This window comes from Fodinibius salsisoli (genome assembly GCF_026229185.1).
GTDB lineage: Bacteria > Bacteroidota > Rhodothermia > Balneolales > Balneolaceae > Fodinibius > Fodinibius salsisoli.
The window spans coordinates 328,475-341,451 of the sequence record NZ_JAGGJA010000004.1; the positions used below are offsets into that span (position 1 = coordinate 328,475).

Below are 12,977 nucleotides of genomic sequence, written 5' to 3' on the forward strand. Positions count from 1 at the left end.
TAGAGAGAAAACTTTATGAAGATATTAGTAACAGGAATTGCGGGTTTTATCGGATTTCATCTTACCAAACGATTGGTTAGGGAAGGGCACAAAGTTGTTGGCCTGGATAATATTAATGATTACTATTCTACCGATTTGAAATATGATCGGTTGGCTGAATTGGGAATTTTAAGAGAAAGTATTGTTGAAGAAAATATAGTAAAGAGCTGTACCAACAAAAATTTACAGTTCACAAAGGCAGATCTGGAAAATAAACCTCTTATTGACCACCTTTTTGATACAGAAGACTTTGATGTTGTAATTAATCTTGCGGCACAGGCAGGTGTCAGGTACAGTTTAAAAGATCCTTATCGTTATATAGACAGTAATATTTTTGGATTTTTAAATCTATTGGAAGGTGCAAGACACCATTCCATAAAACATTTCATATACGCCTCATCCAGCTCGGTATATGGGGGTAATACAAATATGCCTTTTTCTACTAAAGATAATGTAGATCACCCGATGAGTTTATATGCCGCCAGTAAGAAATCGAATGAACTGATGGCGCATACCTATTCGAACCTTTTCAATATACCAACCACAGGGCTACGTTTCTTTACCGTGTATGGCCCTTGGGGACGGCCGGATATGGCATTATTTTTATTTGCGGAAGCAATGCTGAAGGGAGATCCCATTAAGGTATTTAACTACGGTAAGATGGAGCGTGATTTTACATATATCGATGATATTGTAGAGGGCATTACTCGATTAATTCCCCGGCCACCGTCTTCAAATACAGATTGGTCTGGTAATAATCCGGATCCGTCTACAAGTTTTGCCCCTTACCACATCTTCAATATTGGCAACAGCAATCCTGTTAAGCTAATGGATTTTATCGGTGAAATTGAGAAGCAGCTGGGTATTGAGGCTAAGAAAAATATGTTACCGATGCAGCCAGGAGATGTACCCAAAACGTGGGCAAAAGTAGATGATTTCTTTGACTATACTGATTTTAAACCCGAAGTGGGTGTTGAGGAAGGAATTGAAGCATTCATGAGCTGGTATAAAAGCTACTATGTAGAAAGTAAACAGTATAATATCGCTTTACCTTCTTAGGAGTCTATTTGTGGATACACTGCTACAATGTATTCAAAAAAATATTGGTAGCCATGGGCGGCGACATCGAATACTACTTTGGTAGGTGAACTTTAGCCTTGAATTCGGGTTAGGTGCACGAGATTTACCAACGGATGGAATAATAATTGGGTACACCACAAGCCTAAAAGTGGTTATCCCCGATAAAGAGTAAGTTTATATTCATAAATTTAGGGCTTGGTGCCTTGTAGGATGGTGCTGAGTGTATCCATAAATGGTCCAGGCCGTTCCAGCTTGGGATCATCACGTGTTTTTTCAATGATGTGTAGTGGCCATCCGTAACGTTGGCTCACCTTGTGGGCTATTTTTAGCTTATTTGCTTTGTCATGTCGCCCCCAAATCAGGGCAGTAGGTACGTCTATTTTTTGGAGGTCATCGTCAGGGATTTTTGGGATGCCAAGCGTTTTCATAAGTAATTGCAGGGCATCACTGCGTTCTTTATCGCGGGCACATTCGAGATTGTATTCCACAAAGGGTTTCCATTTTTCTCCCATCTGATTTTGTAGTTCATCCACGTCGTACATGCAGTGTGGAAAAAACTTGTCGAAGTTCTTCTCGGTTGGCCAGATCATGAACCGAAATAATCCGAAAGCAAATCCCGGTGTTGGTCTGAATTTGTCCAGTCCAAGTGAATCAACGAGCACCAATTGTTTAATTTGCTCACCGTGATTAACGGCAAAACGAGCGGAGATAGCACCGCCCAGGATATGACCTACTAAGATAGGAGAAGTTGAGCAGGTTTTGGTAATCAGTTCGCTGAGCCACTGGAATACGAGATCTGTATCCAATGCATCATGGCTAACTTTTGACGCTCCGTGTCCCGGTAAGTCTGGGACAATCAGTCGATGGTTTTTCACCAGTCCTGGAATAACACGCATCCACCAGAGGGATGTTTCGCCGGGCCCATGTAGTAAGATTATAGGTTCTCCTTCACCGCTAACAAGAACGGCCGTGGATATTCCAGCAAGGTCCATCCGATGTTCAGTGGCTGGGATGTCTGCCAAGAGTTCGCCCCGATATTTACTATTAGATGTGCTACTTTGCTTTGTTGAATGGTCAGATAACAGTGTATACATTTTACTCCTCTCATTCACTTTATATTTATTTGTTAATCCCCCTATGGCATAAAGTTTTTCTTGAGGGGAAGATCTTATTTCAAATATAAGTGGTGGGAGATCGCAGTGAATCGGAGAAAGTACCCAAATTTTAGAAAGGTAAAATTTGGGTAATATTACCCACAGATTAGTTTTAGAGTTATTCGTTATTAGCTATTGGATGTCTATAACGAATAACAATTAACTAATAACTAAATCATATCATGTTCATAGGCGTACGCGGTGGCTGCCGCCCGTGAATCCACACCAAATTTGCCCAGAATGTTGCTGACGTGCCGGTCTACTGTTCGTTCACTGATAAAAAGCTCGTTGGCAATTTCTTTGTTCGTTTTGCCGGTAGCCAAAATTTGCAGTACCTCCAGCTCTCTGGGGGTAAGCCCATGTGTTTTATCTGATTCATGTTTCGGAATGAGTGAATCAACTTTATGAATATCTGTTGTAGCACCAAGCTGCTGAAAGACCGCTCGGGCGGCACTGATCTCTATTTTTGCCGTATCATGATCATTAAGTTTGAGATAAGCCAATCCCATTAGTCTCTGGGTTCGTGCGGACTCATATCTTGCTTCAACTTTATTAAAAAGCTGCCAACAGTGACGCAGTTTTTTAATCGCTTCCCTTGGCTTTGACTTTCTAAGCAGAACATTTCCAGTTGATTGCTCAGCGATAGCTATTAAAAATGGGCTATCGAGTTCAGCGGCGATTCCAGCGAGCTCATCTGCACTGTCTTCTGCGCTCTGTAATTCTGCCGCCTCCAACATGATTTCTATGAAAGCCGGCAGTATATTGGCGCGAGCCATCCGGTTTGCAGTCTCTTTTGCTATATGTTGGATGGCTGTTTTAGCGGCCTGAACTTCTCCCTGGGCTAACCTAAGAAGTGCGAAACCCGGCTGTGGATTACGTCCCCATTTACTGGCTTGATGGTAGGCGTTCTCAGCGTGTGAAAATTGTCCCTGTAGGCGATAGAGCTCAGCTTGTCGGTAAAAAGCTTCTCCTGTTGCTGATGGGTGGGATGGCCGGGGAAGGTTACAGGCCTGTTGGGCTTCTTGCAATGCAACCGGCCATTTACCTTGTAGTTGCATGATTTCAGCGCGACGGACCAGACATTGTCCGCGATAAGGAATAAGGTCGGGCTGAGAGTCGCACCAGCGGCTTAAGGCGTCGGTCCATTCCCGGGCACGTTGCAGATCATAAATCTTTTGGCATGTTTCAATAACAGCACAGTATACAATACCGGCCACAATAGGAGAGGTTTCATCCGACACTACCGCTACCATCGCCTCATCAAGCAGAGTGGTACCATTAGTAATTTTGCCCTGATGGATTAAAGCCTGACCAGATCCAAGCCGTGAAAATGTAAGTAGGTCTGGATTATTAAATTGATTCCCGATCTCTCCAGCTTTACTAAATAGTTCAAATGCGTTCTCGGGATCATCCTGACGGAGGCATTGTAAGGCCTCAGGTATCAGTAAAAAACCTTGCTGTACACATTGTTGTCCATACTCATCGATGAGTCGTCCAGCACGGGCAAACCAACCACTACCTTGGGCGTGTTCTCCCTGGTTAAATAGTATCATCCCCAACCAAAACGCACAATTTATGGCTTTTGGGGTATCATCTTTGTTTAAAAATTGATGATGTGCACGACTAAGGAGATCAATATATTCGGATTCCCTTCCAATCAGGTAAGCGGCTTTAGCTAATTGTTCAAGATCATGGGTTCCAAGTGGGTTTTTATTATCTGCAGCTGACAGAAATTTATAAGCGTCGCTCCAAGATTGTTGCTGAAATGCTTGACGCCCCTGTTTAAGTCGTTTATTCGCATTCATAGTCAGCTTTCTCCCCAATCCATTGTTACATTTATGGTTCAGAACCCAAGGTACTTTTACGGTAAAAGGCACCCTATTATTTTAAGTTAACAGTATTGCTATAAACTTCAAGGAATGAACAATAGAGAGGAGAGGTTTCTAAAGGGCCAAAATAAAAAAAGGGAAGAAATTGATTTCCAATTTCTTCCCTTAATTTTTTTAAAAATTATAGACTATCCTAACCAATGGTGGTAGCCATAGATCAGAACTGCCAGAATAAGAAAGTTAAAAATGCTAATGGGGAGCATTCGTTTCCAGCCCAACTTCATAACCTGGTTGTACTTGAACCGTGGAATAGTCCATCGAACCCAGATGAAAGTGAATGCCCAGAAAAGGGTTTTAATTGTAAAAACGGAAACATCCAGAATCATTTTCATGGTTGAACCCATCTCCGGCAACCAATACCCCGCAAAGGGCAGATGGTAACCACCGAAAAAGAAAGTAGTGATGAGCATACTTCCGATGACGACATGCATATACTCAGCAAGAAAGAACATTCCGAATTTCATAGAACTGTATTCGGTATGGAACCCACCAACAAGCTCTTGTTCAGCTTCTACCAAGTCAAATGGAGTTCTGTTTGCTTCTGCAAAGGCCGCTACAATAAAAATGACTGCTGCAATGGGATTTCGGAAAATGTTCCACCATATTTCCTGTGAATTAACCACGTCAATCATGCTTAAGGAGCCAGAAAATAAAATACAGGAAGCAACGGCCATCCCCATAGGAAGCTCGTAACTGATCATCTGCGCTGCGGCACGAAGTCCTCCAAGAAGAGAGTATTTACTGTTAGAGGCCCAACCGCCAAGTGTAACGCCATAGACTCCTAAGGAGTTAACAGCCAGCAGGTAGAGCACAGCCGCGTTGATGTCGGTTACATATAAACCATCTCCAAAAGGGATGACGGCAACCGTCATCAGTGCGGTAACCACCGGAATGACTGGCGCAATAGCATGTATTGTTTTAAAACCTTTGGCCGGGGTAACATCCTCTTTGAGCAGCAGCTTAACAACATCCGCCAAAGGCTGGAACAGCCCAAGTGGACCCACTCGGTTTGGACCAAGCCGATTTTGAATAAAAGCTGATACCCGTCGTTCGGCATAAACGGCAATAGCTGCAGAATTGAGCAGCATGAATAGGGCAATTCCTAAAACAATATATGAGGTTGTTGTTACAGGCTCCATGTAATAGTGTTATTTACGCTTGAGTTACTTCTTGTTGTTCGATAGGAAGTTGAACACCCTGCTCTTCATCCATCCGTTCATAGGTAATCTCTTCAAGAGCAGGAAATTGATTACTTAACTCAGCAAAAATGGTTCGTGAATGATCTTGCTGGTAAGCCAGGCCAAGGCGGTCTCCTAAGTGATTGAGGAACTCCCAAACCGGCAAGCAATCGACTTTATTTTCTTCGCTTACCCAGTTATCGAAATTGGTACCGTATCGATCCAACCGTCCTTCAGACATTTCGAGATTCAGCCGACGATTGGTGTATTTTGTTTCTTTCGCAGGATAGGATCGTTGAATGCGTCCATCAACATTAATATAGCTTGCAGCATGTTCAGCGATACAAGTAATAGGAATGACAAGGTCAGATGCTTCTACCGTTGGTGTTTGATTGGTAGCAAGTGAAATAATGTATTTGTCATCAAGATCCTCAGCAGAAAATACATCACGGCCTATCAAATCGTCCGATAGGATGATGACTACTTCGGCATTCTGTATAGCAGCTTTGATGCCATCAGCTTCTGATTCATCAAGGTTGATCAGTCGGCAGCCGTTAGCGTTGGGAGCCTGATCGTCTGTAATCAAAAAGTCATCGCCATAACCGGGGATAACGTGAGGAGTGAATTTAGCATTCGCGGCCCCTAAGAGGTTAAAAAACTTGTTGAAAGCATAATTTTCTTCAACCGAAGCGTGGGGACTACCAATGACAGCCAGATTATCAGCCTCGTGAGCCTCCAGTACTTCAGCAAAAGTCTCTATGGCATTATTCCAGGATGTGTTGGATTGATTGTCCCCATCCAGCTTAATTGAGGGACGCGAAACCCGGTTTTCATTAAATTGTTGATAAGCATCACGTCCTTCGTCCGGCATCCAGTAGTCATTTACATCTTCATTCTGCCGGGGAGTGATGCGAAGCACGAGGTTGTCGCGGGTCCAGAGATCGACGTTGCAGCCCTTGCCATTGGTAATGTCGATACTTGGAGTTTGATTCATTTCCCACACTCGCGCTTTGAACCGGAAATCGGTGGATGTAAGAGCACCAACCGGACAAATGTCCACGGTATTCATAGAATAGGGATCATCAAACTCTTCACCGGGAGCGGTCATCGGGTAGTTTTTATCTCCTCGGGAAACAATGGTTAGCTGGTTGGTCTCGCTAATTTCTTCCGTAAATCGTACGCACCGAGTGCAGTTAATACATCGTTCGGCATCCAGCGTTACACGTTCTCCCAGCTGAACACGTTTAGGCTTATGAACTTTCTTAACCTCGAAACGACTACCTTCAGGACCATATTTATAAGTCTGAATTTGAAGCGGACATTCACCGGCCTGATCACAAATAGGGCAATCCAACGGATGGTTGATAAGAATAAACTCAAGGGTGTCCTTTTGTGCCCGTGCTACTTCTTCAGAAGATTCTTGGGTATGCACCACCATACCGTCAGAAACGGTCGTTGAACATGACGTCTGAAACTTTGGGAACCAACGAATTTTTCGTTCTCCATTTTCATCCAACTCATACTCCCCGGTATCTTTATCGGCTATGGGAGTACCAACTTTAACCATACACTGGCGGCAGTTGGCGGGAATAGACATAGAGGGGTGGTAACAGAAGAAGGGGACCTCTAAGCCTTGGTCCAGGATAAACTGGAGAAGCTTGGGTTTACCTTCAAATTCGTAACGTTTACCGTCTATAAATACTTCAGGCATCGGTTTCTCAATTTATTTTTTGAGATACTGTTGAAAGCATCTGCAAGATCTAACTTTAAATTCCATTAATAACTGCAAAATCAAGCGACAGCGTGAACTGATTTTTTACAACGTGCTTCAAATTCGTCTCGGAAGCGGTTGATCGTATGGCGAACCGGCCATGCAGCGGCATCAGCGAGGGCGCAAATAGTACGTCCTTCCATCTGAGTGGTAAGATCCAGTAACATATCCAGATCTTTAATTTCACCGTCACCATTTTTAATCTTAAGTAATACTTTTTCAAGCCAGCCTGTTCCTTCACGGCATGGGGTACATTGTCCACAGGACTCGTGGTGGAAGAAGTGGCTAATACGCCATAGTAAATCTACCATGTCGGTATCTTCATCCATGACTACCATACCGGCCGTTCCCATCATGGAGCCCGCTTCGCGCAGGGAGTTTGAATCCATCGAAACCCCCTCAAGCTGATCGGCGCGCAACACGGGGGTAGAAGTCCCCCCTGGAATTAAAGCTTTTAAATCTTTACCGCCACGAATACCACCAGCTACCTCATTAATAAGGTCCATTACCGGCATACCTGCGGGGTATTCATAAACACCCGGCTTGTTCACATGACCAGAGATACCATAAAGTACAGGACCATTATGTCCTTCTGCCCCAATAGACTGATACCATTCAGCTCCATTATTTATAACGAGCGGAACATTGGCCAGGGTTTCAATATTGTTAATAGTCGTGGGATTTCCCCAGAGACCTTTTTGTGCAGGGAAGGGAGGCTTGATTCGAGGATATCCCCGCTTGCCTTCAAGGGATTCGAGCATACCGGTTTCTTCTCCACAAATATAAGCGCCGGCACCATAGGTGGTATGAAGATCAATATCGATGCCACTCCCTAAAATGTCGTTGCCCAAATATCCTTTTTCATAAGCCTCTTCAACGGCTTCTTCAAAAATGTTAACCCAATCGATGTATTCACCCCGAATATAAACGTAAATAGTGTCGATCGTCATGGCGTAAGCCGCAATGAGTGCACCCTCAATAAAAAGGTGGGGGTTAAACTCAAAGATGTTACGATCTTTGAAGGTGCCGGGTTCAGACTCATCACCGTTACAAGCCAGGTATCGCGGACGATCGTCGGGATCGGGCATGAAACTCCATTTTAGCCCGGCATTAAAACCAGCACCACCACGCCCCCTAATATTAGCTGCCTTTACTTCATTTGTAACATTATTGCGTGTCCATTTACCTTCCCGGTTATCCAGAATATTGCGGAGAGCCTGGTAGCCTCCGTTTTCTTCATAAACATCAATTTCATGAAGGTTGGGAATATCGGGAATAAGAAGTGGTTCGTATGATCTCCAGTCTTCAGCCATTATTCTGATACCGCTTTCTTACGTTTTTCATTTTGACGCATCACCATCGATTCAAACTCGGGCATATTGCCATTGCGAAGGTTCTCAATAAGCTTGTCAACCTTTTCTTTGGTCAGGTTGTTGGCATACACTCCATTGGTTACTTGTAGCATGGGGGCATATCCACAGGCACCGAGGCACTCAACACTCTGAATGCTAAACATGCCATCCTCAGTCGTTTCTCCTGCTTTAATACCTAACTCGTCTTCGAGATGATGCAAAATTTCATATCCTCCACAGAGCTGACAGCTTAAGCAGGTGCAGACATCCAATACAAATTTGCCCATTTCCTCTTTGTAGTATTGGGTGTAGAATGTAGCTACCCCATGGACATGAGCCGGTGAAATATCGAGTGTCTCAGCAACAAGCTGTTGAACTTCAGGTTCCACATGCCCGTATTTTTCCTGGGCTACCCAAAGGACACGCAATGTTGCGGCCTTATCTGTAGGAAATTTGGCTTTAAGCCGTTCTATTTCGTCAAGTTCTTCCTGTGTAAAACTATAATCTTGTTCTGCCATAAAATCTTTATTTGTCTGCTTCTCCCATTACAGGGTCAACTCCTCCAATAATTACTACGGTGTCAGCGACCATTTCTCCATCCAGCATATCTTCAAGTGCCTGAAGGTTTTTGAAAGAGGGAGAATTAATTGACAGTCGCCAGGGATGCCCGGTTCCATCACTTTTAATATAGTATCCGAGTTCTCCTTTAGGGCCTTCAACCGCGTGGTAGCTTTCTTCGCCTTCCGGCGGACAGATACCGGTATCTGTCATCATAAAGTCATGAATCATACCCTCCATCGAATAATAAACCTCGTCTTTGGATGGATATGCCTGCTTGGCATTGTCCGTTCGAACAGGACCTTTTGGAAGTTTATCGAGGCACTGCTCAATGATACGGATGCTTTGCTGCATCTCTTCCATACGAACATAGTACCGGGCCAAGTTATCTCCTTCAAGGCGGGTAGGTATTTCAAAATCTACCTCATCATAACGGGCATAAGGTTCAAAGTCCCGAATATCATAAGCATAGCCCGAGCCGCGCAGGGTAGGGCCGGTAGCTCCAATTTCGAGAGCTCTTTCCGGCGTTAATACTCCCACCTCTCGGTTTCGGTCAAAGAAGATACGGTTACGGTCGAGTAAGCCGTGAAAATCGTTGAGCTCTTTTGGAAATTCATTAACAAACTCCTTAATCATCGCCAAGGCGTCATCTGTGAGGTCATTCGCTACCCCACCGATACGGGCGTGGGAAATCGTAAAACGATGTCCACCAATGTTGTCAAAAATATCATATAATTTTTCACGCTCACGGAAAGTCCAGATAAAAAATGAGACGGCCCCGGCATCCATAACCATGGTACCGAGCCAAAGGAGGTGTGAAGAAATCCGTGCCAGCTCACATCCTATCATCCGGATGTAGTGCGCCCGTTCGGGTACTTCAACGTCGGCAATTTTCTCTACGGCCGTACAGAGCGCCACGTTATTACTGTAGGGAGAAAGGTAATCCATGCGATCAGTGTAGGGCATGAATTCCTGGTAGGTCTTATTCTCAGCAATTTTCTCGACCCCGCGATGCAAATAGCCTATATCGAGCTTCGCTTTTTCAATAAGTTCGCCGTTCAATTGGAGAATGAGTCGTAAAACCCCGTGCGTAGCCGGGTGCTGGGGACCCATATTCAAGATCATCTTGGTATTAAGAGGATCTTCTTCATCCATTAACTCAATTGTGGTATGCTTATCCTCGAGCGCCTGGTACAGCGATTCCTGATGCTCCTTGAAAAACTGAGGATCAACTGCGTTTTTAATATTTTTAGTATCCATAAAGTAGGTTATTCAGTGTCAGGAGTTGTGCTCGGTAATTCAATAGAGCCCGGAATTCCCAACAGGGGAAATTCTTTACGCATAGGATGGTAATTGTAATCTTCGGGCATAAAAATACGGCGAAAGTCGGGATGGTTGCGAAACTTTATGCCAAACATATCATATACTTCCCGCTCGAGCCAACTGGCTGATTTCCAAACATCCGTGACAGAATCAAGCTCTGGATTTTCTTCCGGTAAGCACGCTTTGAGAAACAAGCGTTCCCGATCGCGCAACGAAATAAGGTTATAGTAAACCTCAAATCGATCTTCGGAGGTAAAGTTGTCACTTCCAAAGAGGTCGCTGAGGTAGATAAAGCGATGTTCATCAAATAAATACTGACAGATATCAGCTACGGCTTCCGCCTCGATCTGCACGAAAGTGTCACCTGTCGATTGATAGACATTGACTAAGGAATCCGTGAAGTTCTCAGATAAGTCGTCAATAACGTTTTGAAGCGAGTCAGATAATTCTAAATCCATATTAGGTATCGAGCATTACGGAGTGTTCGGTACGAATTTTATCCTGAATTTTCATCAGAGCATGAAGCAGCGCATCGGGTCGGGGAGGGCAGCCGGAAACATAAGCATCGACCGGTAAAAAGTTATCACAGCCCTGAACAACACCATAGCAGCGATGCATCCCACCAGTGGAGGCACAAGCTCCCATGGCAATACACCATTTGGGGTCGGGCATCTGGTCCCAAATCCGCCGGATGGCGTGAGACATCTTATAGTTAACCCATCCCGCAACAATCATGACATCACTTTGTCGCGGTGAAAAACGCATAACTTCAGAACCGAATCGGGCTGCATCATACTTTGGGCCGGCAAAAGCCATCATTTCAATAGCGCAACAAGCCAATCCCATAGGCATTGGCCAGGCTGCATTAGATCGAGCCCAATTTGTCAAAGAATCAATTTGAGTGGTGAAATAACCATCACCAAGCGAACTTTCTATACCCATAAAATTACAGGCTTAAATTAATTAGTTAAACATTCCTTTTTTCATGTCCCAATCCAGACTTCCTTTTTTGATCAGGTAAATAAGTCCAACGAACAATTCTAAAATAAAGATAATCATGGAGACAAGCGTTCCGACTTCAAAGTCGAGAAATCGAACGGCCCAGGGATAGACAAAAACAACTTCAAGGTCAAAAACGATAAATGAGATTGCAATCAGGTAGAAGCTAATTGAATATCGATCAGCCGCTTCTCCAACGGGATCCATACCACTTTCGTAAGGCTTTAGTTTGGTTTTGTTAGGTCGGTAAGGGCCTAAAAGCCGCGAAAGGGCCATGAGCAGAAAGGCCAAAACAATAGCTATACCGCCCAGGATGAGGATTGGTAAATAGTTAGATAGCATGTGTCAATTTCAATTAAGATTGCAAGTCAGAAATTAGGACCAAACGCTTATAATGTCAATAAAATCAGTCAAAGAATATAGGACTTCTGATCTTCAAAACACACCCAATTTTCAGAGGTTTTTGTTATTTAAAACCATTTTAAACAGTGAGCAGATCATCCCCTTAGGTCCTGTATCGGGCGTCGGTTAACAGGTAGAATGTATGAGGGCGCCCACCTTATGATCTTTTCGAAGTTCATTGTATTTATCTACGGCGCTTTCAGTCTGTAAAATATGGTAAGGAATATCTTTGCGAGTTAAAAACTGTTCGGTTTTTCTACTGGTTTGCAGTCGTTCATGGAAACCCCTGGAAAGGATAACAATTTCTGCACCATGGTCCAACAGTTCCTCTACATCAGCCGGTTGAATACCAGGGGTATGGTGGGTGCCTGTTTCATTCCAGTCCCATGCGCGCGAGCCTCCGGGATATAGTTTAGCATCCTTATATTGTTGACCCTCATCAGTTTTAATGCTTCCCCATTTTATGGAATTAATTTTTGGAGACAAGTTGTTAGTAGGCATAGCTAAAGAATCTTTTATTTGTTGTTATCGTTTTAAACAAAAAACAGTTAAAATACGTTTAAGATTAGTTGGCAAACAGTTTACGGGCACCAGAAAAATCAGTAAATTTGTATTCTTGAATTTAAATAACTTTAAAAAGTAACTGATATAGCTTTGGATAAAATCAAGATGGATATTTTAGGGCTCTCGACCAGTCCCAGCAGTGGTGGAGCTTATGCATTAATTCTCAATGAGGTGCATGGCAATCGTCGCCTCCCCATTATTATAGGTACATTTGAAGCACAAGCTATTGCGCTTGAGTTAGAACACATAAAGCCGCCTCGGCCTATGACGCATGATTTGTTAAAGAATATGGTGCAAGCTTTTGGGGCCAGTGTCAACCAAGTATTTATTAATGACTTGAGTGAGGGCACGTTCTTTGCCAAAATCATTTATGATGACAACGGCGAGGAAAGGCAGCAGGATGCACGTCCCAGCGATGCCATCGCACTGGCCGTACGTTTTGATGCTTCCATCTATGTAGATAGTGAAATATTGGATGAGGCTGGTATTGTATCAGAATCAGAGCAAGAGGGTGAGTTGAGTGTTTCGCCCCAAGCCAGAGAGCAGAGCAAAGAGATGAGCAAACTTGAAAAGCTTGAAAGCGAGCTGCAGACTGCCATTGATACCGAGAATTATGAGAAAGCTGCCCGTCTGCGGGACGAAATTCAGAAGCTTAAAAGTTAAATCCA

General features: G+C 43.8%; 13 protein-coding genes. 2 read left to right on the forward strand and 11 right to left on the reverse strand.

Annotation, left to right across the window (positions count from 1 at the left end; genetic code table 11):
- Window positions 1-15 precede the first annotated feature (15 nt).
- Window positions 16-1,098 (forward strand): NAD-dependent epimerase, encoded by a 1,083-nt coding sequence (locus J6I44_RS07930; RefSeq protein ID WP_265765515.1) that lies wholly within the window; start codon window positions 16-18, stop codon window positions 1,096-1,098.
- A 209-nt stretch (window positions 1,099-1,307) separates the two neighbouring features.
- Here the strand turns inward: J6I44_RS07930 and J6I44_RS07935 are convergent, their stop codons facing one another.
- The 11 genes from J6I44_RS07935 to J6I44_RS07985 form a co-directional block, all read right to left on the reverse strand.
- Complete coding sequence (locus J6I44_RS07935) at window positions 1,308-2,213, reverse strand: alpha/beta fold hydrolase (RefSeq protein ID WP_265765516.1); 906 nt, start codon at window positions 2,211-2,213, stop codon at window positions 1,308-1,310.
- Between the two features lie 230 nt (window positions 2,214-2,443).
- Window positions 2,444-4,078, reverse strand: coding sequence for a LuxR C-terminal-related transcriptional regulator (locus tag J6I44_RS20620; protein WP_286670494.1), 1,635 nt, complete (start codon window positions 4,076-4,078; stop codon window positions 2,444-2,446).
- A gap of 212 nt (window positions 4,079-4,290) precedes the next feature.
- Complete coding sequence (gene nuoH, locus J6I44_RS07945) at window positions 4,291-5,301, reverse strand: NADH-quinone oxidoreductase subunit NuoH (protein ID WP_265765517.1); 1,011 nt, start codon at window positions 5,299-5,301, stop codon at window positions 4,291-4,293.
- A 13-nt stretch (window positions 5,302-5,314) separates the two neighbouring features.
- A complete protein-coding gene (locus J6I44_RS07950; protein ID WP_265765518.1) occupies window positions 5,315-7,051 on the reverse strand; it encodes an NADH-quinone oxidoreductase subunit G in 1,737 nt (578 codons plus the stop codon).
- A gap of 80 nt (window positions 7,052-7,131) precedes the next feature.
- The gene (gene nuoF / locus J6I44_RS07955; protein ID WP_265765520.1) at window positions 7,132-8,424 is read right to left on the reverse strand and encodes an NADH-quinone oxidoreductase subunit NuoF; all 1,293 of its coding nucleotides are present in this window, start codon (window positions 8,422-8,424) and stop codon (window positions 7,132-7,134) included.
- Complete coding sequence (locus J6I44_RS07960) at window positions 8,424-8,981, reverse strand: NADH-quinone oxidoreductase subunit NuoE family protein (protein ID WP_265765521.1); 558 nt, start codon at window positions 8,979-8,981, stop codon at window positions 8,424-8,426. The genes nuoF and J6I44_RS07960 overlap by 1 nt, the downstream gene beginning before the upstream one ends.
- Window positions 8,982-8,988: 7 nt before the next feature.
- Window positions 8,989-10,281, reverse strand: a complete 1,293-nt coding sequence (gene nuoD, locus J6I44_RS07965) for an NADH dehydrogenase (quinone) subunit D (RefSeq protein WP_265765522.1) — start codon at window positions 10,279-10,281, stop codon at window positions 8,989-8,991.
- Window positions 10,282-10,289: 8 nt separating this feature from the next.
- Window positions 10,290-10,802 (reverse strand): NADH-quinone oxidoreductase subunit C, encoded by a 513-nt coding sequence (locus J6I44_RS07970; RefSeq protein ID WP_265765523.1) that lies wholly within the window; start codon window positions 10,800-10,802, stop codon window positions 10,290-10,292.
- A 1-nt stretch (window position 10,803) separates the two neighbouring features.
- Entirely contained in the window at window positions 10,804-11,286 is a 483-nt protein-coding gene (locus tag J6I44_RS07975; protein WP_265765524.1) for an NADH-quinone oxidoreductase subunit B, read from the reverse strand.
- A 21-nt stretch (window positions 11,287-11,307) separates the two neighbouring features.
- Complete coding sequence (locus J6I44_RS07980; protein WP_265765525.1) at window positions 11,308-11,685, reverse strand: NADH-quinone oxidoreductase subunit A; 378 nt, start codon at window positions 11,683-11,685, stop codon at window positions 11,308-11,310.
- A gap of 186 nt (window positions 11,686-11,871) precedes the next feature.
- Window positions 11,872-12,246 carry an Mth938-like domain-containing protein gene (locus J6I44_RS07985; protein WP_265765526.1) on the reverse strand — a complete coding sequence of 125 codons (375 nt, stop codon included), beginning with the start codon at window positions 12,244-12,246 and terminating at the stop codon, window positions 11,872-11,874.
- Between the two features lie 153 nt (window positions 12,247-12,399).
- On the opposite strand from J6I44_RS07985, the gene J6I44_RS07990 reads away from it, so the two are divergent.
- Complete coding sequence (locus J6I44_RS07990) at window positions 12,400-12,972, forward strand: bifunctional nuclease family protein (protein ID WP_265765527.1); 573 nt, start codon at window positions 12,400-12,402, stop codon at window positions 12,970-12,972.
- Window positions 12,973-12,977: the final 5 nt, after the last annotated feature.

Excerpts from the sequence above, each read along its gene's own strand:
- J6I44_RS07975 (WP_265765524.1), bottom strand. The coding sequence starts at position 11,286 with ATGGGTATAGAAAGTTCGCTTGGTGATGGTTATTTCACCACTCAAATT.
- J6I44_RS07980 (WP_265765525.1), bottom strand. The coding sequence starts at position 11,685 with ATGCTATCTAACTATTTACCAATCCTCATCCTGGGCGGTATAGCTATT.
- nuoF (WP_265765520.1), bottom strand. The coding sequence starts at position 8,424 with ATGGCTGAAGACTGGAGATCATACGAACCACTTCTTATTCCCGATATT.
- J6I44_RS07950 (WP_265765518.1), bottom strand. The coding sequence starts at position 7,051 with ATGCCTGAAGTATTTATAGACGGTAAACGTTACGAATTTGAAGGTAAA.
- J6I44_RS07985 (WP_265765526.1), bottom strand. The coding sequence starts at position 12,246 with ATGCCTACTAACAACTTGTCTCCAAAAATTAATTCCATAAAATGGGGA.
- J6I44_RS07930 (WP_265765515.1), top strand. The coding sequence starts at position 16 with ATGAAGATATTAGTAACAGGAATTGCGGGTTTTATCGGATTTCATCTT.
- J6I44_RS07970 (WP_265765523.1), bottom strand. The coding sequence starts at position 10,802 with ATGGATTTAGAATTATCTGACTCGCTTCAAAACGTTATTGACGACTTA.
- J6I44_RS20620 (WP_286670494.1), bottom strand. The coding sequence starts at position 4,078 with ATGAATGCGAATAAACGACTTAAACAGGGGCGTCAAGCATTTCAGCAA.
- nuoH (WP_265765517.1), bottom strand. The coding sequence starts at position 5,301 with ATGGAGCCTGTAACAACAACCTCATATATTGTTTTAGGAATTGCCCTA.
- nuoD (WP_265765522.1), bottom strand. The coding sequence starts at position 10,281 with ATGGATACTAAAAATATTAAAAACGCAGTTGATCCTCAGTTTTTCAAG.
- J6I44_RS07960 (WP_265765521.1), bottom strand. The coding sequence starts at position 8,981 with ATGGCAGAACAAGATTATAGTTTTACACAGGAAGAACTTGACGAAATA.
- J6I44_RS07935 (WP_265765516.1), bottom strand. The coding sequence starts at position 2,213 with ATGTATACACTGTTATCTGACCATTCAACAAAGCAAAGTAGCACATCT.